This is a genomic window from Hydrocarboniphaga sp., from assembly GCF_028291725.1.
In the GTDB taxonomy this organism is placed as follows: Bacteria; Pseudomonadota; Gammaproteobacteria; order Nevskiales; family Nevskiaceae; genus Hydrocarboniphaga.
On record NZ_JAQGNT010000007.1, the window covers coordinates 124,274 to 147,999 of the forward strand.

Below are 23,726 nucleotides of genomic sequence, written 5' to 3' on the forward strand. Positions count from 1 at the left end.
GATCAGACTCTCGCTCCCCGAAAGACCCGGAATCCTATCAATGGGCGATCAATACGCGATCAATCAAAAGTCGGGCAGCAGAATTTCCAAGCCTTCCAATATTGTCTCCCGTTGATCGCATTTTCAGCCGGCCAGGCACGCAACAAGTGGCACAAGGGTTGCGCCTCGTCTGCCACCGGCACCGATGCTTCGGCGCCAGGAACCGCAAACCAACAGGAGCCACCGATGCCCGCCGTCAACATTCCCGCACACAAGAAAGGTGATTTCTTCGTCGATTACGAAGAGAAAGTCTTTGAAGACGTCAAAGCCAAGACCGGCGAGAAAGCGCTGGTCACGTTTCACACCGTCGCGTTCGAGGGCTCGATCGGCCTGGTCAACCTGCTCCAGGCCAAGCGTCTGCAGCGCAAGGGCTTCGAAACTTCGGTACTGCTATACGGCCCCGGCGTCACGCTCGGCGTGCAGCGCGGTTTCCCGACGCTGGGCGACGACGCTTTTCCCGGCCATCAGAATTTCAACAATCAGCTGAAGGCGTTCATGGACGAAGGCGGCAAGGTCTACGCCTGCCGCTTTGCGCTGCAGGCTCTGTACGGCCACGGCGAAGCCGCGCTGCAGCCAGGCATACGCCCGATCAGCCCGCTCGACGTGCTGGATCTGATGCTGATCCACCGCAACGCCGACGCATTCACGATGCATACCTGGACGCTCTGAGATCGCCATGCGTACCGCCATCGTGGCGATCGTAGCTTTTGTAGGTTGGGGTGAGCGCAGCGAACCCCAACATCGCGCGCTCGACATGTTGGGCATCGCTGCGCTCAGCCCAACCTACGGTCTCGACGGAGGTGCGCGATGAGCACCGTCATCCGCGCCGCCGCCGCCCAGCTCTCGCCGGTGCTGGGCAGCCGCGAGGGCACCTTGGCCAAGGTCGTCGACGCAATTGCGGCAGCGGCGCGCCAAGGCGCCCAGCTGATCGTGTTCCCGGAGACGGTGGTGCCCTACTACCCGTACTTCTCCTTCATCACGCCCGCGGTGGCGATGGGCCCGGCGCATCTGGCGCTGTACGAGCAGGCAGTGACGGTGCCCAGCGCCGCCACCGAACTCGTCGGCTCGGCGGCGAAGCGGCACGGCATCGTCGTCGTGCTCGGTGTCAACGAGCGCGATCACGGCACGCTCTACAACACGCAGCTGGTGTTCGACACCAGCGGCGAGATCGTGCTGAAACGCCGCAAGATCACGCCGACCTATCACGAGCGCATGGTCTGGGGTCAGGGCGACGGCAGCGGCCTGAAAGTGGTCGACACCGCGGTCGGCCGCGTCGGCGCGCTCGCCTGCTGGGAGCACTACAACCCGCTCGCCCGCTATGCACTGATGGCGCAGCACGAGCAGATCCATTGCAGCCAGTTTCCGGGTTCGCTGGTCGGCCCGATTTTCGCCGAGCAGATGGAACTCAGCGTGCGCAACCACGCACTGGAATCCGGCTGTTTCGGCATCAATGCGACCGGCTGGCTGAGCGAAGAACAGATCGTGGCCATCACACCCGATCCGCAGCTGCAGAAAGCGATGCACGGCGGCTGCTATACCGCGATCGTGTCGCCGGAAGGCAAGCATCTGTGCGAGCCGCTGCGCGAAGGCGAAGGCCTGTGCGTGGCCGACCTCGACTTCGCGCTGATCACCAAGCGCAAACGCATGATGGATTCGGTCGGCCACTACGCGCGCCCGGAATTGCTGTCGCTGAATCTCGACACGCGTGCGGCCTCGCCGCTGCACAGCACCGCTCCCGTTGTTGGAGGACTCATTGATGAACGCCCCGCTTCCGAACTCGACAACGCAGCAGCTACTGACCGACCTTCAATCCCGCGGCTTACGTCTGATTGAACCCGAAGCCGGCGCGCCTAGCCGACGCGGCGGTGCCGGCCCGACCGATCACAAGGCGGTCACCGTCGATGGCCGCACGATCATGGTGCCGGTGCATACCGGCAGCGCGGCGGACTCACCGTACGAGACCGGTGCGATGGCCGCCGACGGCAGCGTGCCGCTGAAGCTCAACGGTGTGAGCATCGCCAGCATCGGCTTCCCGCGCCAGCCGCGCTTTTACAAGATGCAGACTTTCGACGGCGTGCCGTATTCCAAGATCGCACAGCTGCACGGCAGCGACGTGCTCGCGACCACGGTGCTGCAGACCTGCGTGCGCTACGGCCGGCGCAGTACCAGCTGCCAGTTCTGCGCCATCGGCGAATCGCTGGCGAACGGGCTGACGATCAATCGCAAGCTGCCCGAACAACTCGCCGAAGTCGCCCGCGCCGCAGTGCTGCTCGACGGCGTCCAGCACATGGTGATGACCACTGGCACGCCGAACTTCAGCGATCGCGGCGCGGCCTTGCTGTGCGAAAGCGCGTTCGCGGTGAAGGCCGCGGTTGCACTGCCGATCCAGGCACAGTGCGAGCCGCCGGACGATCCGATCTGGTTCTCGCGGATGAAAGCCGCCGGCGTCGACAGCCTCGGCATGCACCTGGAAGCGGTCACGCCGGAAGTGCGCCAGCGCATCATGCCGGGCAAGGCCGAGGTCAGCATCGAGCAGTATCTGCAGGCTTTCGCAGAGGCGGTCGCGGTATTCGGTCGCGGCCAGGTCAGCACCTACATCCTCGCCGGCCTCGGCGATACGCGCGAGGCGATTCTGGACATGTGCGAACAGCTGGTCGCGCTCGGCGTATATCCGTTCGTGGTGCCGTTCGTACCGGTGTCGGGCACGCCGCTGGCGAATCACCCGGCGCCAGACCCGGTGTTCATGCGCAGCCTGCTGCAGCCGCTGGGCAGGATGCTGGTCGACGGCGGTTTGCGCAGCGCCGACATCAAGGCCGGCTGTGGCCGCTGCGGCGCGTGTTCCAGCCTGGCTTCGTATGAACGCTGAGGCCGATTCGCGCACCTGTAGGAGCGGTCCTTGACCGCGATTGACGCTGCAAGCTCGCATTCGCGGTCAAGGACCGCTCCTACAGTTCATTAAACGGAGACTGGTCATGACCATCGAACCCCGCCCGCCCTTCCCGCCGTTCACTGCCGAAACCGCGGCCAAAAAAGTCCAGGCCGCCGAAGACGCCTGGAACTCGCGCGATCCGGCGCGCGTCGCGCTCGCCTACACGCCCGATTCCGAGTGGCGCAACCGCTCCGATTTTTTCTCCGGCCGCGACGCGATCCGCACTTTCCTGACCCAAAAATGGGAACGCGAACTCGACTACCGCCTGAAGAAAGAACTCTGGGCATTCACTGGCAACCGCATCGCCGTGCGCTTCGAATACGAATACCACGATGCGGACGGAAACTGGTTCCGCGCCTACGGCAACGAGAACTGGGAGTTCGACGACAACGGCCTGATGCAGCGCCGTTTCGCCAGCATCAACGACGTCGCCATTAGCGAAGCTCAGCGCAAGTTCCATTGGGACCGGGGCTGAGCCATGCTGCCGTTCGCTCCGGCCGACTGCACCGCGTTCCCGTTCGTGCCCGGTGAATACCGGATCAAGCACCTGAGCGAAGCCTGGGAGCGGGCGGCCTGCCTGGCGCTGCGTCGACAAGTATTCTGCCGCGAGCAGGGCCTGTTCGAAGACGACGACCGCGACGCTCGCGACGCGCATGCGCTGTCGATCGCGGCGATCGCCTGCATCGCCGGCGCACCCGAGCAACTGGTCGGCACCGTGCGCATCCACTGCGACGGCGCGCCGTCCGCTAGCTGGTCGGGATCGCGCCTTGCGGTGCATCCGGATTTCCGCCGCAGTGCCTGGCTGGGTTCGGAGCTGATACGGCATGCGGTCAGCACCGCCACCGCGCGTGGCTGCCGGCGCTTTACGGCACAGGTTCAGGCGCAGAATCGCGCGCTGTTCGAGCGCCTGCACTGGCGCGCGCTCGAGGCGAGCACGATCCAGAATCGTCCGCATGTACTGATGGAAGCCGATCTCGCCTGCTACGCGCCGCGTTATCAGGACGAGATCGCCTGGTACACCGCGCATCAGCACGCCGCGCAAGTCCAATGGCAGCGCGCGGCATGATAGCCCTGGCCACACTGGTCGAAGCGCTGCGCGCGAATCGCGGCCTGGCGCACAAGGCCGATATCGCCGACGTGGTGCACACGCTCGGCGTTGGCAACGGACACACGCAAGTGCCAGTCGGCGATGACTGCGCGGCGATCCCCGATGGCAACGGTGGCTATCAGCTGCTGGCGATCGAAGGCTTCATCAACGAGTTCGTCGCGCACGATCCCTGGTTCGCCGGCTGGTGCGGGGTCATGGTCAACGTCTCCGACATCTACGCAATGGGCGGCCGCCCGACCGCGGTCGTCGATGCGGCCTGGAGTCGCGGTCGCGACAAGATGCGCGAGCTGCTGGAAGGCCTGGCCGCGGCGTCGAGAGCCTATGGCGTGCCGGTCGTCGGCGGCCACAGCAATGCCCGCTGCGATCGCGAGCAACTGTCGGTGGCGATACTCGGCCACGCACGCAAGCTGCTGACCAGCTTCGATGCCAGGCCCGGCGACGCGCTGATCGCCGCGATCGATCTGCGCGGCGCCTATCGCGCGCCCTATCCGCACTGGAACGCCAGCACGACAGCGCCGCCGGAGCGGCTGCGCGCCGATCTGGATCTGCTGCCGCAACTGGCCGAAGCCGGCCTCTGCGCCGCCGCCAAGGACATCAGCCAGGCCGGATTGATCGGCACCTCGATGATGCTGCTGGAGTGCTCCGGTGTCGGTGCGACAATCGATGTCGAGCGCGTGCCGCGGCCGGCCGATGTCGATCTGTCCCACTGGCTGTTGTCGACTTTCCCGAGCTTCGGCTTCGTGCTCGCAGTACCGCAGCGGCACGTCGCTGAAGTGCTTGCGCGTTTCCGCGAACGCGAACTTGGCTGCGCCGTCATCGGCAAATGCAACGACGGCCATCGGCTTCAGCTGCGCAACGAGCACGGCGATCAACAGCTGGCCTGGGATTTCCGCGAGCGCAGCCTGATCGGCTGCGGCCCACCACTGAAAGAGAAACCCGATGCCTGAACTTCATTTCCGCGTGCGCTGGCCCGACGACAGCACCAGCCTGTGCTATTCGCCGTCGAGCACGGTGCGCGATGCGCTGAAGCTGGAATACGCCTACCCGCTCGATGAATTCGTCGCGGCCAGCCGCGCCGCTCTGGAACATGCCAGCGATCGCGTCGCCAAGAAATACGGCTGGGGTTGTGGCCATGCCGCAGCGCAGATCCGCGAGATCGAAGCCACCGCGCAACGATGGTCCGGCGATCCTCAAGCCAGCGTCACCGTTATCTCCTTTGAATGATTCCTTGAACAACCCTTTGAATAGGCCGCGCGAGCACAGCTGATGAACGGACCCATGATCAATCCCCCACAGCATCTACCCGTCGCCGTGATCGGCGGCGGCCAGGCCGGGCTCGCGATCAGCTGGCATCTGAAGCAGCGCGGCATCGAGCACCGCGTGTTCGAGCGCAACGGTGTCGCGCACGAATGGCGCCACGCGCGCTGGGACAGCTTCTGCCTGGTGACGCCAAACTGGCAGTGCCGCTTGCCGGGTTTCTCGTATGAGCAGGAATTCGGCGGCAAGGACGCGAAAGGCTTCATGCTGAAGGACGAGATCGTTCGCTATCTCGAAGCCTACGTGGCCTCGTTCTCGCCGCCGCTGGAAACCGGCGTCACGGTGCAGCGTCTGCGCGGCGCCGACAACGGCGGCTTCGAGATCAGGACCAGCAGCGGCGACTGGACCGCGAGCCAGGTCGTGGTCGCAATCGGCGGCTATCACCTGCCGACGATTCCGCGCAGCGCCGAACGCCTGCCGGCCGATATCCTGCAATTGCATTCGTCGAACTATCGCAATCCCTTGCAACTGCCTGACGGCGCGGTGCTGGTCGTCGGCACCGGCCAGTCCGGCTGCCAGATCGCCGAAGATCTGCATCGCGAAGGACGCGCGGTGCATTTGGCTGTCGGTACCGCACCCAGGTCGCCGCGGGTCTACCGCGGCCGTGAAGTCACTGAATGGCTGACCGATTCGGGCTACTACGGCATCAGCATCGACCGGCATCCGCAGAAGGAAACCGTACGCGAAAAAACCAATCACTATCTATCCGGCCGCGACGGCGGCAAGGAGATCGACCTGCGCCGGTTCGCGCTGGAAGGCATGAAGCTGTACGGCCGATTCAAGGATTTGAGCGGCGCGACGGTCCGCTTCGAAGCCGATCTGCGGCGCAACCTGGATCGTGCCGACGACAGCTACACATCGATCCGAGCGGCGGTCGACGCCTACATCGCGGCGAACGGAATCGACGCGCCGCTGGAAGCAGCGTTCACACCGTGTTGGCAGCCGGATGCCGAGATCGAGAATCTGGATCTGCGGGCTGCCGGCATTCGCAGCGTGATCTGGTCGATCGGCTTCGCCGCCGACTATCGCTGGCTGGAAGCGCCGGTCTTCGACGGCCGAGGGCAGCCGGTGCATCAACGCGGCCTGTCGCCGGTCGAGGGCCTGTATTTCCTCGGCTTGCCCTGGCAAAACACCTGGGGTTCGGGGCGGTTCGCGGACGTGGGCTTCGATGCGGAATTTCTGGCAGCGAAGATCGCAGCCGCAAAGGCGCTCGCGTAGGTCGGCAATCCTTTGCCGACGTGGGACCTCGACCGCGCACGTCGGCAAAGGATTGCCGACCTACTCCAGGGTCATATTTTGGATCGTATCGGGGATCTGCTGGCCCCAGTTGCGATCGTAGACACCGCGCTCAGCCCAGGCCGCGAAGGAACTGTGCGGATAGCTTGCGGGGCTCGCCGTAATGCCATGGTGAACCGGATTGAAGTGCAAATAATCCAGATGCCTGAAGAAATCCGCCTCGTCGCGGATCAGATGATCGTAGAACCGCGGCTGCCACAATCGAGACGCCGCCGGTCGAGAGTGTCGCCCAGATGCATCCCAGCGAACCCGCCAGCTCACTTCCCGTTTGACGGCGCCGACGATCGCCGAGAAATCGGCTCCGGCAGGATCGAACATCCAGTGAAAGTGATCCGGCATCACCACATGAGCGCGATGCTGGAACGCGTAAAGTGACTTGACCCGGCGCATGGCGCCCAGCAGCACTTCAACGGCGGCCGCGTCCGCGAGCCAGGGCTGCCGCGCCTGCGTCACGACGGTGACGAAGACCGTGTGGCCTTGCTGGTAGTGGCGTCGGTAACGGGGCATGCAGCGACGATAGCGCCGTAGTCCAACTCAAACTCAGACCTACGTCACTGTAGGTCGGCAATCCTTTGCCGACATGAGGCCTTGATTGCGCATCGAACATGCACGTCGGCAAAGGATTGCCGACCTACGGGCGTGCTGCCGCAATCTCATCGGCGATGCGTGACGCGCCGTAGACCTTCTTCAGCGCTTCCAGGATCGCGCCGCTGTGCACGGCGACCGTGCGGTTGTGCGCTTCGTCGAACCAGTAAGCGCCGCCGAGCGAGCGGATGTTGCCATCGAACACCAAGCCGACGACTTCGCCCTTGCGGTTGATCATCGGTGAGCCCGAGTTGCCGCCGATGATGTCGTTGTCGGTGACGAAGTCGAAACGCTGCTCCCCGTCGAGCTGGTCTTTCGCGGTGGTCCACGACGCCGGCAGCTTGAACGGATCGAAATCAGTGGCGCGGTCGAAAGCGCCGGCGATGTTGGTGAACGGCGGCACCGGCTTGCCCTTCTCGTCCCAGCCTTTCACTTCGCCGTAGGACAGGCGCAGCGTGAACGTCGCGTCCGGGTAGACGCCGGTGCCGTATTTGGCGAGCCGCGCCTGCGCCAGTTTCTCGGTGTTCTTCTGCTCGACCGCTTCGACTTCGTCCTCGTAGCGCTTGCGCAATTCGCGCGCTCGCGGATCGACCTGTCTGGCCAGCAGGATGAACGGATCGGTGGACGCGTCGATCGCCGCCTGGCCGCCGTCCCACAGCGCTTTGCGCACCGCCGGATCACCGAGCCTGGTGCCGGCGATCCGGTTCTTCGCCATCGCCTCCGGCGCCAGTTTTCCGAGTAATTCATGCACGAAGGCGTCGTCGGCGCCCAGCGTCGCACGCATCCTGGTCAGCGAGTAGGCAAGCGTGACGTTCTCCAACTCCGGATAGATCGGCGCGCTGGAGAACAGCTTCTGCGTCATCGTCGGCAATGCGGCATCGGTGTACTCGCGCAGACGCTCGCCATTGGGTTTGGCACGCTCGGCCGCGCCGCGCACCAGCATGCGCGCCATGCGGAAATAGTCGGACATGAGGCCGCCGCCGTTCTCGATCAGCTTGTATGGCGTCTCGAACGTCCGATACGTCTGCTGCGCGGCAGCGATTTCGTCCCAGGCCGAGCCGTATTCCGCCTGGCGCTTCGGGTTCTGCCTGACGTAGGCGCGCAGCTCGGCTTCCTGCGCGCGCTTCATCGCGAAGATCGCCGGATCGAGCAGCGCCTCTAACTGGCCGCCCAGCGCCTTCAGACTGTTTTCGACGCCGAAACGCTGGGTTTTGCTGGTGCGCGCGGCTTCCGCGCTTTCGGTGGCGTACTGGTTCAGCGTGCCGCGGATTTCGGACAAAGACAGCAGGCGCGGAATCAGATCGGCGTCGCGGGCACGGTCGAGCTGCGCCACCGTCAACAGGCGCTGAGTGCGGCCCGGATGGCCGAGCGTGAACGTCATCTCGCCGGCTTCGGCGCCGTTGGCGCTGAACGGAAAATAATCGTCGACCTTGGCCGGCTTGCCGTCCTCATAGGCACGCAACAGGCCGATGTCGAGGTCATAGCGCGGAAAGTTGAAATTGTCCGGATCGCCGCCGAAGAACGCGATTGATTCCTCGGGCGCGAACACCAGGCGCGCGTCCTGGTAGCGGTGATATCGGTACAGGTCGTAGACGCCGCCGTGATACAGCTCGACCACGTCGCAGCGCGTGCGCGCCTCGTCGTCGCCCACGCATTCGGCCTCGATCTTCGAACTCTCGGCTTTCTGCGCCTTGCTGAACGCGGCTCCGCTCAAACCGGCGGTGGCTTTCTTGACGCGCGCCGTGATGTCGCTGATCGCATCGAGCCGGTTCAGCTCGATAGTCGGGCACATCACTTCGTCCTTGCCGGTCTTGGCGTAGAAGCCCTCTTCGACGTAATCCTTCGTCGCGGTCGACAGCTGCTGCACGCATTCGCGTACACAATGGTGATTGGTCATCACCAGTCCGTCGGGCGACACGAACGAGCCCGAGCAACCACCGGCCAGACGCAGCGACGAGCGCTGCGAGTGATTAATCCAGGCCTGATCCGGCGCGAAACCGTATTTCGCCCGCATCGCTTTCAGCGGCAGCCGGTCCATCGTCCACATGCCTTCGGCGGCGTGGGCGGAAATCGTCGACAGCATCGCGGCGGAAATCGCGATCAAAACGGAACGCCGGCGCAGTGAGTTCATCGCCTAAACGAGGAGGTATGGGACTATAAGTATCCCCAGCCTGCAGCGTCCGCGCCTGAGTGATTTCCGGCGCTGGCGATACACGGCGTTCAGATGCAAGCGCACTTATTGGCAGCGGAAGTCCCAGCCAATCCAGGTATCGCGCGCCGCGCACTTCAGCGCAGCGGCCGAGAAGCTGAGCAGCGCCAGCCATATGAATTAGCCCTGGCATCCACTTGTCTCAGCAAGTAGTTTGCCGTGCGGGCTCAGACTCAGATCTGCGGCTCGCTCTAGTTGTAGCGTTCAAATCAACACTGGGGAGATCCATATTGAAAAATCATTTGCTGTTGGTAAATGCTGTTGTGTTGGCCACGGCTGTGACCGCCAGTGTCGGGATTGCTTCCGCGGCGAGACCGCAGAATCAGGCTGCTTCAGAACGACGGAAAACCGCGGTCCGTTTCATTCGTGTACTGCACTTCCGCAACTGCCTGCGCCGGCAGCGCTCCGGAGCGCAGCACGATCGCCATGTCCGCCGCTTCGTCGACCGAGGCCATCGGCAACTGCACCCGCGGCCCGAACGGGCCCGCCACAGTGGCCTCGGACACGGTGCGGCCATCGACGGCAATCACGACATGATGGCCCTTGCTGGCGGTCGAAAGCCGCTGCAGACGGGCAGCCGCCTCGGGCGTGGTCTCGACCGACAACAGTCCGGTCTGCCGGAGCCCCGAATCCTCGGTCGGATCATCCACCGCCAGATCCACCTTGCCGATACCCGACTCCGTCAGCCAGATATCGTCCGTATTCGCTCCATCGAAAACCCGTAGAGATCCCGGCGATTTCGCCAGGAACCCGATGCTCGACTTGGAGGGCTGGCCTTCGGGAAACCTGAAGCTGATGCGAACCACGCCGCCGGCCCGATCCACACTGGAAATCCAGGCACCGGCCTGACCGAACCGCGACTGCAATACCTGGATGTTGCGCTCGGTCACCTCGTCCGGCGCCGGGCTGAGCACCAGCGTCAACGACTCCGGGCTGGATAAGCCGGCATAGACCTGGCTGAGCCCCCAGGTCGCCGTCAGCAAGGCAACGGCGAGCATGAACGGCAAGGCGGGATGTTTTAACCGTGACATTGCGGCCCTCGGCGAAGCGAAGTAAAGGCAGGATCGTGAATGAAGGGCAGCGGACTGGCCGTGCGCAGCGATTCCAGCACTTGCGCGAAGTCCGTCCTGCAGCGGAAACCGAGCACTCGCTCGGCCCTGCCGGCATCGTAGAGGCGCCCGATGCTCGTCGGCAGCCGCCAGTTGTGCTGCGCATAAACTGCAACGGCGTCGGGAAAATAGCGCACGACCACGGCCGCCGCGTCGCGCTTCAGTTCCGCAGCATCGGCCGGGGAGAACGGAAACGGTGAGCTGATGATGAAAGTGTCGCAACCCAGCGCCGGCGCCCGCTCGAGCGCGACGACGTGCGCGTCGGCGGCATCCTCCACCGTGAGGCGACGATTCAGGAACTCGTTGGCCTTGAGATTGGGTCCGGCAATATCGCGCAACGTGTCGTCCTCTTCAGGGAAAAAACGGCCAGTGCGCAGAATCACGCAATTCAAGCCGCGTTCCAGGTGATACAGCCTGCATAGACCCTCGGCCGCCAGCTTGGTCACACCGTAGATGTTCCGCGGCGCGAGCGGCCCCGAATTTTCGTCGAGCCATACCGCGGCGGAGCCGGCCTCCTGCCGAATCGCCTGCGAGATCATCAGCGACGTGGTGGAAGTGAAGATGAAACGCTGATGCCCCGCAGCGGCAGCGGCCTCCAGCAGATTGAGGGTGCCCGTCACATTGACGTCGATGAAAGCCTGTGGCGGACAGTGCGCGATATCGGGCTTGTGCAGCGCAGCGGCATGAACGACCGCTTCGATCGCATGCTCCGAGAAGACGCGCTCGACAACCGCCTTGCTCGCGACCGAACCCACGATCTGCGTGTCGGCACCGGGCGCGACGTCGAGACCGGTCACGCCATGGCCGGCGGCGCGTAACCGGGGGGCAAGGAACCGGCCAAGCCAGCCCGAAGAACCGGTAAGGAGTACACGCATACGAATCTCGACACGGACGGGCTTCGACGGCCGGGGGCAGCCTATTTTGCCCTGAATGGCATCACCGTCAACGCGGTGCTGCCGAGCATCATCGACACCGCAGCCAATAGCGCCGATATGAAGGATGCGGATTTCAGTCGTTGGCTAACGGCGGAGCAACTGGCCAGCGTGATTCTCTTTCTGCTGTCGCCACAATCGCAGGCCGTGACAGGCGCACTGATCCCGGTGGTCGGCCAGGTCTAGGCCGACTCGCGCGGCAAACCCTGCGCCCGCATCAGCGAGCGCCGGTAGGCGCCCGGCGAGATCCCCCGCACACGCTTGAAAGCCTTCGAGAAAGCAATATCGGACTGATAGCCGAGCTGCTCTGCGATCAGCGCGGTGCGGCGCTCGCCGCCAGCCAGCCGTATCGCAGCCAGATGCATGCGCCAGCGCGTGAGGTACTGGATCGGCGGCTCGCCGATCAGCTCCAGGAAGCGCCCGGCCAGCGCCGAGCGTGACATGCCCGACTTGTCGGCCAGCGACTCCAGGGTCCAGGCCTTCTGCGGCGCCGAGTGGATCGCCTGCAGTACCTTGCAGATCTTGGGATCAGCCAGGCCGCGCAGCCAGCCGGACGTGTCTTCAGGCCGCTGCAGCCAGTGGGTCTGAATGATGCGCAGAAACAGCAGGTCGGCCAGCCGCTTGGAGATTGCCTGGTGGCCCTGCGCACCGCTCGACGCCATGGCCATGTCGACTTCGCCGACGATCAGGTTCATGAGCGGCTCCAGCCATTGGCGCGCGTAGGGGTCGTGGCTGCTCAGGTGGATCGACTCGGGCAAGGCATTGACCAGCACATCGCCGAGGCCGCCGGGCAAGTCGATCGCGCCGCCGACGATATCCGTCGCTTCGCCGCCGCCGCCTTCATGAATCACGAACGGCCGGATGTCACGCTGGTCGATGCGGTAGTCGGGCCGGTAGTGCTTCTGGATCAGCTCCACAACGGGCTGCGGCTTGCCGTATTCCTCGGAAGTGAAATTGCTCATGCCGCCGCGGGTGAACATCACGAAGTCGCCCTGGTTGAGCCGTCGCGGTGGCTCGCCGTTGCGGCTCAACCAGCAGCGGCCAGCAGTGACGCAGAGAAAATGTGCGGTGCTGCTAAGCGGGATCGTAAAACCCCAGGGCGCGGTGAGCTTGAGGCAGCCAAAGAAAGTGTTCTCAATGTGCACTGACGACAGGATTTCACTGAGCAGATCCATCGACTCTCCATTTGCCTGATCGATGGGACGGCTGCCGCGCGATGGCAGCCCCGTTCCGGTCGTGTAGAGGTATCCGACAACTGAAACTTACTCATCTTCTCCGCGGATGGTCCGCATGGGGGCTGACGATTGCGGGCTTGCGTTCAACATTTCGGATGCCGAGGGCGTAATTCGAGCACTTCCAATATCAATAGTCCAGAGAGTGTGCCTGCGAGTCCAAACCTGCAGGGGTAGCGGTTGAAGCTGACGATTATTTAGTTCTAGTATCGGCACACAGCAAAAACACGAGGCGTGGGGGAGAAAACCGTACGCCCCAACCCGGCGGCGACGCCGGCTGTCCTGTGGTCTGGACGACTGCGGCCCGGAAAGATGACAGCTGGCTCCGATGCCAGTCCGTTGAACAGTAACTAAAGAAATGGCTGCAGCGGAAACGCCGACGGCTACAGCGAGGAGCGCAACCTGTGATGAACCGAGAGATTTTCGGCTGCGGCATGCTGTTGTATACGGCCATGGGCGCAGCGATGGCGCAGGAGCAACCGGCTGCCCCGCTCGACGAGGCGGCTCAGCAGAACTTTCTCCCCGCAGAGGCAGCGCCGGCCGACGCGGCCGTCGAGCCCTACCCCACCACGATTCCGGTGGCAGCTGTCGCGCCCGAGGAAGAAGCGGCCAAGCGCGAAACGCCCGGTAACCGCTTCGTCGAGGAAGTGGTGGTGACCGCGCAGAAGCGCGAACAGAACCTGCAGGACGTGCCGATCTCGGTGCAGGCGTTCAGCGCCGAGCAGCTCGATGCGCGCGGCATCGACGACCCCACCGACCTGCAGACCAGCACGCCGGGGCTGACGATGACCTCGAATGCAGGCTTCGCTATCACCTATCTGCGAGGCGTGGGGTCCGACGCCTTCCTGCTCGCCGATCCAAGCGTGGCGACCTACATCGACGGTATCTACTTTCCGTTCTCCAGCGGCCTCGCGCAGTCCTTCGGCGCACTGGAGCGCATCGAAGTGCTGAAGGGCCCGCAGGGCACGCTGTTTGGCCGCAACACCACCGGCGGCGCGATCAACATCATCACCAAGTCGCCGAGCCAGACCGCGGAAACCGAACTGGAAAGCAGCTACGCCAGCTACAACACCTGGAAGACGCGGCTGTACACCAGCATTCCGTTGACCGACACGCTGGCGGTGAGCGCGTCGGGCATCTACAACAGCTCCGACAATTACTACGAATTCCGCGACGACTCGCCGCAGCAGCATATTCCGCGCGAAGTCTCGCGCGGCGCGCGTCTGAAGGCGCGCTGGCAGCCGGTCGAAGACATCGACCTGACGCTGGGCTACTTTCGCCTGGAACAGGACGGCTTCAATACCGCGCTGCAGCCCAACACCGCCCCAAGCCTGCTGATGCGCGACCTCGGCGCGCAGCCGCAGCCGCGCGACTTCAAGGCCAGCGTCGACGCACCCATTTCCTTCGAGATCGACAATACGGTGCTCTACGGCCAGCTCGCCTGGACCAACCCCTGGTTCGACACCAAGCTGCTCGGCAGCGACCAGAAGATGCGCAACCAGGGCTATACCGACTTCGACGGCACGCCCGAGCCGGTCGCGTCGTTCTCCTCGCCGGTGTTTGCGGACATCGATACCGCGGAGCTGCAGATCCTGTCGAACAAGGAGACACCCTGGCACGAGCATTTCGAATGGATCACCGGGCTGTATTACATCAAGGCGCACCAGGGGCTGCATGCGTCCCTGGGACTCCTCGGCGGCGAACAGGCCGGCGTGCTCGGCATCCCGCTGGGCGCGGTCGACGAGCTCTACGGCGCGCTCCCCGCCGGGCTGCAGAACCTGCTCGGCAACCTGCCGTCTCCCAGCGGCGTGCTGGCCCGGCTGTCCGGCATATCGGAGTTGGAATCGACGGCGGTCTTCGCGCAGGGCACCGGCTACGTCACGGACCGCCTGTCGCTGATTCTCGGCGGGCGCTACCAGACCGAGAAGCGCAAGCTGCTGAACTCCAGCTTCGGCCTGGAGGGGCTCGATGGCGGGCAAACGACGCTGATCTCCTTCGCCCCGGACAGCCGGCACGAATCCAACGTCTCGCCCAAGGTTTCGCTGAACTACAAGGCGACCGACGATGCGCTGCTCTACCTGTCCTGGCAGAAGGGCTTCAAGAGCGGCACGTTCAACGTCATCAACATCTACAACCAGCCGGAGTATGTGAAACCGGAGCAGATCACGGCCATCGAGCTGGGCCTGAAGACGGAGCTGTTCGACAAGCTCATACGCTTCAACACGGCGGTGTTCCAAAGCAAGATCGAGGACCTGCAGGTCCAGTTCCTGTCGCTGTTCAGCGGTGGCGCGGTGACGCTGGAGAACGCTGGTGGCGCGCGCATCCGCGGCGCCGACTTCGACATGCTGGCACAGCTGTTCCCGAGCAAGATCGACAACCTGGTACTCACCGCATCGGGCGCGTATCTCGACGCCAAATACACCGACTACCCCAACGGCAGCGGCTACTACAACGCCTATGACGCCAGCGGGAACGTGCGCAGCGACTCCTTCGGCCTCTACAACTTCGGCAGCGGCGACTATAGCGGCAACCGCATGGTGAGAACGCCCAAGTTCTCGGGCACGCTGGGACTGAGCAAGACCTTCGCGACGGGCCATGGTCCCATCGAAGTCGCCGGAGACCTGTACTACACCTCCAGCTACTACTACCTGCCGCAGAACACCAAGGTGTTCGAGGAGAGTGCCTACACCATCCTGAGCGCGCGGATCAGCTACCTCTACGAACCCGCCAACGTGCGTGTGACGCTGTTCGGCGACAACCTCGGCGACACGACACATTCCTACGGGCAGTTCCTCACCGACTTCGGCCGCCTGGAGCCCCTGGCGCCGCCGCTCACGGTAGGCCTGCGCGTCAACTGGTCGTTCTGATTCATCACGTCGAAAGTTTGGGAGACCTTCATGAATCAGCTTATCTCACGGCGTTCTCTGGCCGGCCTCGGCGTCGTGCTGTCGCTGATGGTGACGCCCGCCACGGCACAGGAATCGAGCAGCTCGCGCCTGCAGGAAGGTTCGTACGTGGCGCCGATGGCCTCGTACGTGTGGACCGACGACCGCCACCTGGATCAGGGTTTTGGCGGCTCGTTTGCGGCTGGCTATCGTTTCGGTTGGTATTCGATCGAACTCAGCGGCCTATACGAGCGCGTGGAAAGCGACGAGCAGACGGCGCAGCTCGCCGGCGCAAGCGTCAACACGCAACTGTTTCCTTTCAAGACGCTGCCCAACCTGTACTTCCTCGTCGGTGCCGGCGGGCTGGAGGTCAGGCACTACCCGAGCACCGGGGATTCTCACCAGTTCTCGAACACCTTTCTCAACGCCGGGCCGGGCTACCTGTTCCCGCTGCGCTTCGGGCGCTACGACCTGGCCGTGCGAGCCGAAGCGCTGTACCGCTACGGCCATCGCGATTCGAGCCCCGAGGGCACCACGATCGCGCCCGACAACTTCAACTACGTGCTGATCAATCTCGGCCTGCAGCTGCCGCTCGGACGCAGCGCCGAGCTGACGCCGCCCACGGCAGAACCAGCCGCGGTGGTCCCCGTTGCGCCGCCGCCTGACAGCGACGGCGATGGCGTGCCCGACGAGCGCGACCGCTGCCCGGGCACGCCGGCCGGCACCACCGTCGACGACGCCGGCTGTCCCTTGGCTCCACCGCCTCCGCCCTGCCAGACGCCCGAAGCCGGACAGAAGGTGGACCTCTCGGGCTGCGCCACCGGCGACACGCTGGTGCTGCATGGCGTCAACTTCGAGTTCGACAAGGCCACGCTCACGCCCGACGCCAAGGCGATTCTCGACCCGGTGGCCGACGCGCTCGTGGCGGCGCCGGATATCCACGTCGAGATCGGCGGACATACCGATGCCAAGGGCAGCGACGAATACAACCGCAGGCTGTCGCAGCAGCGCGCGCAATCGGTCGCGCAGTACCTGGCTTCGCGCGGCGTCGCGGCGAGCCGCATGACCGCACAGGGCCACGGCGAGACACAGCCCGTGGCCGACAACGCGACGGAAGACGGCCGCGAACTCAACCGCCGCGTGGAACTCAAGATCACCGAAAGCAAGGCCCTGTAGGGCGGGTGCAACCCGCCTATCGCGTGTCCCGGAGACGCAGAAGGCGGGATGCTCCCGCCCTACGCAGGGCTAGCCGGTGATCTCGCCGAAGCCCTGCTCGCCGAACGCGAACTGCTGCTTGGCCCAGCCGAGGTCGTAGGTCGTGTTGGCCGCGGTCTCGAAGCGCAGCGTCCTGAACTTCCAGCCCTGCGCGGTGCGCAGGTACTGTTCCTTGTACAGGCCCAGCGTCCAAAGGCCCTGGCGATCCGGCAGCGTCGCAGTCACCAGCGCATGCCAATGGCCGGTCGCGATGTCGCCGTCGACTTCGATCAGCGGATTGGTCACGTAGTGCACGATGAAAGGCACCGCGGCAAAGCTCTCGAACAAGGCGCGGATGCCTTCGCGGCCTACGGCATAGCCGGCGTTGGGCCGGCCGTCCCAGACGCCGTCGTCGACGAACAGGTCGGCGACCTCAATGGCATGGCGATGCGTGCCCTTGCCGTCCCATCCGCCGTCGTTGAGGTTCACGTATCGCGCCTTGAGCCGCACGATCGCCTGCTGGTCCTCCAGCGCCTGCACGCGTTGTTCGAGTGTCTTGTCCACGTCGTCGTTCTCCTTAGGTTTTTTAGCTCGGCAATCGCTTATTCCAGCAGCCGCCGATGCAACAGGACGCGGCGCTCCGGCGTGAGCCCGAGCGCCTGCTCCAGGTAGGCGTCCACCGAGCCGTAGTCGATGCGCAACTGATCGATCGCGGCCGCCAGATACTCGCGCTGCACGCCGCAGACCAGCTGGATCAGCAGCGGGTCGGGCTCACGGTTCAGGGCCTTGTTGAGCAGCGTCTTTCCGTGTTCCCACATCGCGGCAACGCTGGCCGCCTGCGCCGACAGCAGGTAATCGTCGTAGATCGCGGACTCCTCGATCTCCAGCGCCAGCAGCAGCAGCGCCACCAGAAAGCCGGTGCGGTCCTTGCCCGCGGCGCAGTGAATCACCAGCGGCCGCGTCGTATCGCCGAGCAGATAGTCGACGACCACGCCGCAGCGTCCGTGGAAGGATTCCGGCATGCGCCGGTAGTTGTGCTCCATCAGCGCCAGCATCTTGCCGGTATCGGGCTCGGCGACGATCAGCTGGACGATGGCCTCGGTGGCAGCGCGCAGGTGATGGTTGTTGACGTCGACATGCGCATCGTGAAGATCGAGCCCCTGCAGCCAGGCCTGAGGCGCACGTGCGCGCTCGTCCACGCCGCGTAGATCGCAGACCATGCCCAACTGCGCGGCTTGCAGCCGCTGCAGATCTTCGCCTGCCAGGCTGTCCATCAGCGGAGCGCGGAAGATGCGACCGCGGCGCAGCCTGCGGCCGTCGCGGCTGCGGCAGCCGCCGACGTCGCGGAAATTGGGGATGCCTTCCAGTTGCAAGACTTGCTCGTACATGGGTTGGTCGGGATGTGGGCGATGCCCGCATCTTGTCTGCGCCTCCGCGGACAGGTCCAGGCCGGGTCACGAATCGAAGCGGTTTCCCGGCGCGCCGGTGTCGTGTCTGCGCTGCTTTTGCCTTATCTTATGGTGTTGACTTTATACTCGTAAAGATTTCATTGTCCACTAAAGACAGACGCTCCTGGCGGACCGCCCACAGCGTCGAAACAGCAACCGAGAGCAGAGGAGAAATGCCCGTGTCCCAGCCGTCGTCGTTTTCAGATCCGCTATCGGAACCCTTTCCTGATTCGGCCGCGGACCTCAGCCCGCAGCTGCTGACCGCGCTGATCTCCAGGCGCCATCCGGGCACGGTGGTGCAGAGCTACGAAGTGCTGAAGTCCAGCCAGTACGGCGAGGCCATGGTCTCCACCTCCGGCCGTGCGCTGCTGTCGCTGCAATACGCGCCGGGCACCGGCGCCGGCCTGCCGCAGCGCGCAATCCTCAAGCTGCCGCGCGAGATCAGCGAGATGATCGCGCCGATGTACGTCAACGAAGTGCGCTTCTACACGCAGATCGGCGCCGAGATCGGCATCGAGACGCCGCGCATGCTCGGCGGCACCTGTGATCCCAAGTCGGGCCGCTACGGCCTGCTGCTGGAAGACCTCACGCTGCGCGCCGCGCGCTTCCCCAATGTGACCGAGGAGATCACGCTGGCGCAGATCGAGAGCCTGCTGGACACCTTGGCCGCGCTGCATGCGCGCTACTGGCAAAGCCCGCGCTTTTCGTCCGACCTGTCATGGCTCGAAACGCACGTCGACGGTCCCGTGTGCCGGCTCATGAACGACGTGGTACCGATGATCATCCAGCAGGAGATCGACAGCAATCCGTTCAAGCGCGAGCTGGTGCAGCGGCTGCGCACCAGCGGGCCGCAGCTGCTGGCCGGCACGCAGGCGGTGCAGCGCCACCAGGCCAGTCTGGCGCAGACGGTGCTGCACGGCGACACGCATCTGGGCAACACCTACCTGCTGCCCGACGGCGGCGCCGGCCTGCTCGACTGGCAGCTCACGGTGCGCGGCCATTGCGCGCACGACCTGAGCTATCTGATCACCACGGCGCTGAGCATCGGCATGCGCCGCCAGCACGAGCGCGAACTGCTGCACCGCTACCTCGACCGCCTCGCCGCGCTGGGCGTGGCGCAGCCGCCGAGCTTCGACCAGCTGTGGGCCGAATATGCGCGCGCGCTGGTCTGGGGCGTCTACATCGGCTGGCTGACCACGCCGGTGGTCAACTACGGCTGGGAGATCAACGTGGTGAACCTGCTGCGGCTGTCGACGGCGTACGAGGACCTGGACACCGCAAAGCGGGTCGCCGAGGTGATGTAGGACGGGTGCCGATTCACTTCACCTTCTTCACCGCCGCCTTCTTCGTCGCCGCGCGAGCCTTGGGCCTGGCGGGCGTGCTGCCGACGCTGGGCGTCTGCAGCGCCAGGCAGATCAGGTCGGCGACATCGTCCTGCATCTTCACCGAGGGCAGCTTGCGCTCCTGCGAATGCAGCAGGAAGAACAGGCGGTCCATCATCAGGATCAGCAGCACCAGCTTGTTCTGCACACGCTCCTTGTCGGCGGGCGCGTAGCGCCTGAGCAGCTGTTTGAGCCCGCCGGTGATGCGGTAGCCGTCGGTGATCACGTCGGCGGCGAGCTCCGGCTCGGCGCCCATCGCGTCCCACAGCGCTTCGCAGCGCACGTGCGTGCTCGCCCACATCTGCGCGTAATCGTCGACCCAGGCGCGCACCTCCTTCCAGCCCGGATCGGGGCTGCCGTCGAGCTTGGCGAGCATGACGTCCATCTCGGCATTGATCTCGTCGCGAAACAGCCGCACGAGATCGGCCTTGCTGCGGAAGTGCTGGTAGAACGTGGTGTGCGTGGTGCCCGCGCGCTGGGCGATCTGCTGGATCGTGGTGGGACGAAAGCCCTGAGATGCGAACAGCTCGGTCGCCGCCTTGACCAGCCGCTCCCGCGTGAGCTTCTTGAACTCCTCGCGCAGGGAAGTGCGCTGCCCGCCCGCCGCCGCTACCGCTTTCGCCATTGCCCCGCTTCCTTCATCGATCGCCCGGGGCCTAGCTTAGCAAGCAAGTCTCGACATGCGCTCATGGGCTGCGTTATCTTTACGGCTGTAAGCTTAGTTTCATCCAATAGATATCGGATCATCCGACTGCCACGGTCCGTCGTACGCAGGCCATGCGGCAGCAAACCCAGAACGTACCGCAGCAGCGGAGGAACCCCATGAATTCTGCACCCACCCCGGATCGCGCGATCCTGGTCGACATGTACCGCAAGATGACCACGATCAAGCAGAACGACGAGAAGTCGCGCGCGATCATCCTCAGCGGCAAGATCCCGATGGTCTACTACTCGCCGCGCGGCCAGGAATGCATTCCTGCCGCCGTGTCGGTGAACCTGACGCCCGAAGACAACATCTGCACGATCTATCGCGGCACCCACGACATGATCGCCAAGGGCGTGCCGCTCAAGGACCTGTGGGCCGAGCTTGCGGGCCGCGCCACCGGCACCTGCAAGGGCAAGGGCGGGCCCATGCACATCACCCATCCGGCCTCCGGCGTGCTGGTGACCACGGGCATCGTCGGCTCCAGCCTGCCGATCGCCAACGGCGTGGCGCTGGCCTCGCAGATCCGCGGCGACAAGCGCGTGGCCGTGGCCTACTTCGGCGATGCCGCGTCCAACATCGGCGCTTTTCACGAGGCGCTCAACATGGCCGCGGTGTGGAAGCTGCCGGTGATCTTCGTCTGCCAGAACAATCTCTACGGCGAACACACCAAGTACGAGAAGACCACGGCGGCCAGGCAGATCGCCGATCGCGGCGCCGCCTACTCGATGCCCGGCATCCGCGTCGACGGCAATGACCCCATCGCCATGTACAACGTCGCCAAGACCGCCATCGACCGTGCGCGCGCCGGCGAAGGCCCGACGCTGATCGAGGCCATGACCTTCCGCTTCTACGGCCACGTGTTCGGCGACGCCGACAAGTACATGGACCCGGGCGAGAAAAAGGCGGCGATGGCGGCCGACCCGGTGCCGCGCTACCGCCAGTGGCTGATCGACAACGGCCACATCACGGCCGGCGAACTCGAAACAATGGAACAGCAGATCGACGCCGAACTCACCGAGGCCATCGAAGCCGCCATCGCGGCGCCGTGGCCGGAAGTCTCGGAGCTGCGCAAGGACGTCTTCGCCGAAGAAATCGCGGCCTGACCTCGTCCGGCCCCCAGGAGAACAACATGACAACCGAAACCGCAAGCAAGCCCGCCGTCAAGAAAGTCGGCATGATCCAGGCGCTCAACATGGCGCTGCACGAGGCGATGTCCAAGGACGACAGCGTGATCGTGATCGGCGAAGACGTCGCCGACCCCGAGGAAGGCGGCATCGTCGGCGTCACCAAGGGCCTGTCGACCGCCTACGGCGACCTGCGCTGCCGCTCCACGCCGATCTCCGAACAGGCCATCGTCGGCGCGGCCATCGGCGCCGCCATCATGGGCATGAAGCCGATCGCCGAAATCATGCTGATGAACTTCACCACGGTCGCGATGGACATGATCGTCAACCACGCCGCCAAGCTGCGCTTCATGTCGGGCGGCCAGACCAACGTGCCGCTGGTGATCCGCACCGCCACCGGCGCCGGCCTGTCGGTCGGCGGCCAGCACGCGGACTACTACGAGGCCTGGTTCGCGCACACGCCGGGCATCAAGGTGGTGATGGCCTCGACGCCCGCCGACGCCTATGGCCTGCTGCTATCGGCCATCGACGATCCCGATCCCGTGATCTTCGTCGAGAACACGCTGCTGTACTTCACGCAGGGCGAGCCGCCCGAGCCGGGCAAGCGCATCCCGCTGGGCCTGGCCAAGGTGGTGAAGCCGGGCAGCGACGTCACGCTGGTCTGCTACGGCTCGCATGTCGCGCCGTCGCTGGCCGCGGCCGGCAAGCTCGAAGCCGATGGCATCTCGGTCGAGGTGATCGACCTGCGCACGATTTCGCCCTGGGACAAGAAGACCGTGCTGGCCTCGGTGGCCAAGACCGGCCGCGCGGTGATCACGCACGAGGCGGTCAAGCCCTTCGGCGTCGGCGCGGAGATCTCCTCGGTGATCCACGAAGAGCTGTTCGACCAGCTCAAGGGGCCGGTGCAGCGCGTCGGCGCGCCTTACTGCCCGGTGCCCTACTCCAAGCCGCTGGAAGTCGCGTTCATGCAGGGCGCCGACGCCATCGAGGCCGCGGTGCGCAAGACGCTGCAGGCGCGCGCCGTCGCCTGATTCACTCACTCCGATAAGAGAAGTCATGACCACATCCATCCTGATGCCCAAAGTCGGTTTTTCGATGAACGAAGGCACCGTCGCCGAATGGCTGGCCGCGGACGGCGCCACCGTGACGCAGGGCGAACCGCTGTTCAGCCTGGAGAGCGAGAAGTCGGTGCAGGAGATCGAATCTCCGGCTTCCGGCAAGCTCAAGATCATCGCCATCCCCGGCGAGGTCTATGAAGTGGGTACCGTGCTCGGCGAAATCACGTGAGCGCGCCGACGGTAACGGAGGCTCTCGCGGGCCTGCCCCCGCTGCCATCGGTGGACTTCGCGCTGTTCGGCGAAGTGGAGAGCAAGCCAGTAACGCGCATCAAGCGCTTCACCGCGGCCTTCCTCACGCGCAACTGGGTTACCATTCCGCACGTCACCCATCACGACGAAGCCGACGTGACCGCACTCGAGGCACTGCGCCGCCGCCATGCGGCCGCGCAACCCGAGGCCAAGATCACCGCCCTGCCGTTTCTGATGAAGGCCGTAATCAAGTCCCTCGCGCAGTATCCGCAGTTCAACGCCTCGCTCGACGCGACCGGCGCGAACCTGGTGTTCAAGAAGTATTTCCACGTCGGCATCGCCGTCGACACGCCGCGCGGCCTGCTGGTGCCGGTGATCCGCAACGTCGATCGCAAGAGCATCGCCGAACTGTCCGCAGAGCTCGCCGCGGTATCGCGCAAGGCGCGCGAGAAAGGCCTGTCGATGGACGAGATGTCCGGCGGCTGCTTTTCGATCAGCTCGCTGGGCGGCATCGGCGGCACCGCGTTCACGCCGATCATCAACGCACCGGAAGTCGCCATCCTTGGCGTCTGCCGCTCGTTCCAGAAGCCGCTGCCGAGCCGCGACGATCCGCAGCGCATCGACTGGCGCACCATGCTGCCGCTGTCGCTGAGCTACGACCACCGCGTGATCGACGGCGCCGAGGCCGCGCGCTTCTGTGCATCGCTTGCGGCGAGCCTGGCAGAGCCGGAATCGCTGGCCTAGCGGCTCGCAACCCGCCTTCCGCGCATCGAGGAAGAACGCGAAAGGCGGGTTGCACCCCAATGGCACTACCTTAGGAAGAAAATCCCCTCTCCCGCTTGCGGGAGAGGGTGGCGCGGAGCGCCGGGTGAGGGGCTTCTTCCCGCCGAACAGCCCCTCATCCGCCCCTTCGGGGCAGCATCG

23 protein-coding genes and 1 pseudogene are annotated in these 23,726 nt (G+C 64.8%); 16 read left to right on the forward strand and 8 right to left on the reverse strand.

Translation table 11 applies throughout. The features are described from left to right. Window positions 1–225 precede the first annotated feature (225 nt). The 8 genes from JWQ90_RS02100 to JWQ90_RS02135 all read left to right on the forward strand — a co-directional run bounded on the left by JWQ90_RS02100 (window position 226) and on the right by JWQ90_RS02135 (window position 6,611). A complete protein-coding gene (locus tag JWQ90_RS02100) occupies window positions 226–708 on the forward strand; it encodes an MSMEG_0572/Sll0783 family nitrogen starvation response protein (RefSeq protein WP_299688620.1) in 483 nt (160 codons plus the stop codon). Between the two features lie 138 nt (window positions 709–846). After that, the gene (locus JWQ90_RS02105; RefSeq protein WP_299688622.1) at window positions 847–1,872 is read left to right on the forward strand and encodes a Nit6803 family nitrilase; all 1,026 of its coding nucleotides are present in this window, start codon (window positions 847–849) and stop codon (window positions 1,870–1,872) included. Beyond that, the gene (locus JWQ90_RS02110) at window positions 1,835–2,905 is read left to right on the forward strand and encodes an MSMEG_0568 family radical SAM protein (protein ID WP_366919414.1); all 1,071 of its coding nucleotides are present in this window, start codon (window positions 1,835–1,837) and stop codon (window positions 2,903–2,905) included. Before JWQ90_RS02105 ends, JWQ90_RS02110 begins: the two co-directional genes overlap by 38 nt. A gap of 106 nt (window positions 2,906–3,011) precedes the next feature. Continuing rightward, window positions 3,012–3,443, forward strand: a complete 432-nt coding sequence (locus JWQ90_RS02115; protein WP_299688626.1) for a nuclear transport factor 2 family protein — start codon at window positions 3,012–3,014, stop codon at window positions 3,441–3,443. Window positions 3,444–3,446: 3 nt separating this feature from the next. Continuing rightward, complete coding sequence (locus JWQ90_RS02120) at window positions 3,447–4,034, forward strand: MSMEG_0567/Sll0786 family nitrogen starvation N-acetyltransferase (RefSeq protein ID WP_299688628.1); 588 nt, start codon at window positions 3,447–3,449, stop codon at window positions 4,032–4,034. Then, window positions 4,031–5,023, forward strand: a complete 993-nt coding sequence (locus JWQ90_RS02125) for a sll0787 family AIR synthase-like protein (RefSeq protein WP_299688631.1) — start codon at window positions 4,031–4,033, stop codon at window positions 5,021–5,023. The genes JWQ90_RS02120 and JWQ90_RS02125 overlap by 4 nt, the downstream gene beginning before the upstream one ends. Then, window positions 5,016–5,300, forward strand: a complete 285-nt coding sequence (locus JWQ90_RS02130) for an MSMEG_0570 family nitrogen starvation response protein (protein ID WP_299688634.1) — start codon at window positions 5,016–5,018, stop codon at window positions 5,298–5,300. Before JWQ90_RS02125 ends, JWQ90_RS02130 begins: the two co-directional genes overlap by 8 nt. A 54-nt stretch (window positions 5,301–5,354) precedes the next feature. Then, on the forward strand, window positions 5,355–6,611 hold the full coding sequence (locus JWQ90_RS02135) for an MSMEG_0569 family flavin-dependent oxidoreductase (protein ID WP_299688637.1): 1,257 nt from the start codon (window positions 5,355–5,357) through the stop codon (window positions 6,609–6,611). A gap of 60 nt (window positions 6,612–6,671) precedes the next feature. Here the strand turns inward: JWQ90_RS02135 and JWQ90_RS02140 are convergent, their stop codons facing one another. The 4 genes from JWQ90_RS02140 to JWQ90_RS02155 form a co-directional block, all read right to left on the reverse strand. Next, complete coding sequence (locus JWQ90_RS02140; protein WP_299688640.1) at window positions 6,672–7,196, reverse strand: transposase; 525 nt, start codon at window positions 7,194–7,196, stop codon at window positions 6,672–6,674. Window positions 7,197–7,320: 124 nt separating this feature from the next. Then, complete coding sequence (locus JWQ90_RS02145) at window positions 7,321–9,378, reverse strand: S46 family peptidase (RefSeq protein WP_299688643.1); 2,058 nt, start codon at window positions 9,376–9,378, stop codon at window positions 7,321–7,323. Window positions 9,379–9,815: 437 nt separating this feature from the next. Further along, complete coding sequence (locus tag JWQ90_RS02150; RefSeq protein ID WP_299688646.1) at window positions 9,816–10,514, reverse strand: hypothetical protein; 699 nt, start codon at window positions 10,512–10,514, stop codon at window positions 9,816–9,818. Further along, a complete protein-coding gene (locus JWQ90_RS02155; protein ID WP_299688649.1) occupies window positions 10,502–11,467 on the reverse strand; it encodes an NAD(P)-dependent oxidoreductase in 966 nt (321 codons plus the stop codon). The genes JWQ90_RS02150 and JWQ90_RS02155 overlap by 13 nt, the downstream gene beginning before the upstream one ends. 30 nt (window positions 11,468–11,497) lie before the next feature. Here JWQ90_RS02155 and JWQ90_RS02160 point away from each other — a divergent pair. Next, window positions 11,498–11,710, forward strand: a pseudogene (locus JWQ90_RS02160) (SDR family oxidoreductase); the annotation flags it as partial. On the opposite strand, the gene JWQ90_RS02165 reads toward JWQ90_RS02160, so the two are convergent. Continuing rightward, complete coding sequence (locus JWQ90_RS02165; protein ID WP_299688653.1) at window positions 11,707–12,699, reverse strand: AraC family transcriptional regulator; 993 nt, start codon at window positions 12,697–12,699, stop codon at window positions 11,707–11,709. The pseudogene JWQ90_RS02160 and the gene JWQ90_RS02165 sit on opposite strands and share 4 nt — an antisense overlap. A 464-nt stretch (window positions 12,700–13,163) precedes the next feature. On the opposite strand from JWQ90_RS02165, the gene JWQ90_RS02170 reads away from it, so the two are divergent. Further along, a complete protein-coding gene (locus JWQ90_RS02170; RefSeq protein ID WP_299688656.1) occupies window positions 13,164–15,623 on the forward strand; it encodes a TonB-dependent receptor in 2,460 nt (819 codons plus the stop codon). Window positions 15,624–15,653: 30 nt separating this feature from the next. Continuing rightward, window positions 15,654–16,817 (forward strand): OmpA family protein, encoded by a 1,164-nt coding sequence (locus JWQ90_RS02175; RefSeq protein ID WP_299688659.1) that lies wholly within the window; start codon window positions 15,654–15,656, stop codon window positions 16,815–16,817. A gap of 69 nt (window positions 16,818–16,886) precedes the next feature. On the opposite strand, the gene JWQ90_RS02180 is transcribed toward JWQ90_RS02175, so the two are convergent. Then, a complete protein-coding gene (locus tag JWQ90_RS02180) occupies window positions 16,887–17,399 on the reverse strand; it encodes a nuclear transport factor 2 family protein (RefSeq protein WP_299688662.1) in 513 nt (170 codons plus the stop codon). A gap of 38 nt (window positions 17,400–17,437) precedes the next feature. Beyond that, complete coding sequence (locus tag JWQ90_RS02185; protein WP_299688665.1) at window positions 17,438–18,223, reverse strand: tyrosine-protein phosphatase; 786 nt, start codon at window positions 18,221–18,223, stop codon at window positions 17,438–17,440. 239 nt (window positions 18,224–18,462) lie between these two features. Between JWQ90_RS02185 and JWQ90_RS02190 the strand changes: the two genes are divergently transcribed. Next, complete coding sequence (locus tag JWQ90_RS02190; RefSeq protein WP_299688668.1) at window positions 18,463–19,587, forward strand: phosphotransferase; 1,125 nt, start codon at window positions 18,463–18,465, stop codon at window positions 19,585–19,587. Between the two features lie 13 nt (window positions 19,588–19,600). Here JWQ90_RS02190 and JWQ90_RS02195 read toward each other — a convergent pair whose 3' ends face one another. Continuing rightward, window positions 19,601–20,290, reverse strand: a complete 690-nt coding sequence (locus tag JWQ90_RS02195) for a TetR/AcrR family transcriptional regulator (RefSeq protein WP_299688671.1) — start codon at window positions 20,288–20,290, stop codon at window positions 19,601–19,603. A 197-nt stretch (window positions 20,291–20,487) separates the two neighbouring features. Between JWQ90_RS02195 and JWQ90_RS02200 the strand changes: the two genes are divergently transcribed. The 4 genes from JWQ90_RS02200 to JWQ90_RS02215 are packed head-to-tail and all read left to right on the forward strand — an operon-like array spanning window position 20,488 to window position 23,546. Beyond that, window positions 20,488–21,474 (forward strand): thiamine pyrophosphate-dependent dehydrogenase E1 component subunit alpha, encoded by a 987-nt coding sequence (locus JWQ90_RS02200; protein WP_299688675.1) that lies wholly within the window; start codon window positions 20,488–20,490, stop codon window positions 21,472–21,474. A 26-nt stretch (window positions 21,475–21,500) separates the two neighbouring features. Next, window positions 21,501–22,526, forward strand: a complete 1,026-nt coding sequence (locus JWQ90_RS02205) for an alpha-ketoacid dehydrogenase subunit beta (protein ID WP_299688678.1) — start codon at window positions 21,501–21,503, stop codon at window positions 22,524–22,526. A 25-nt stretch (window positions 22,527–22,551) separates the two neighbouring features. Continuing rightward, complete coding sequence (locus JWQ90_RS02210) at window positions 22,552–22,782, forward strand: biotin/lipoyl-containing protein (RefSeq protein WP_299688681.1); 231 nt, start codon at window positions 22,552–22,554, stop codon at window positions 22,780–22,782. Then, the gene (locus JWQ90_RS02215) at window positions 22,779–23,546 is read left to right on the forward strand and encodes a 2-oxo acid dehydrogenase subunit E2 (RefSeq protein WP_299688684.1); all 768 of its coding nucleotides are present in this window, start codon (window positions 22,779–22,781) and stop codon (window positions 23,544–23,546) included. The genes JWQ90_RS02210 and JWQ90_RS02215 overlap by 4 nt, the downstream gene beginning before the upstream one ends. Window positions 23,547–23,726: the final 180 nt, after the last annotated feature.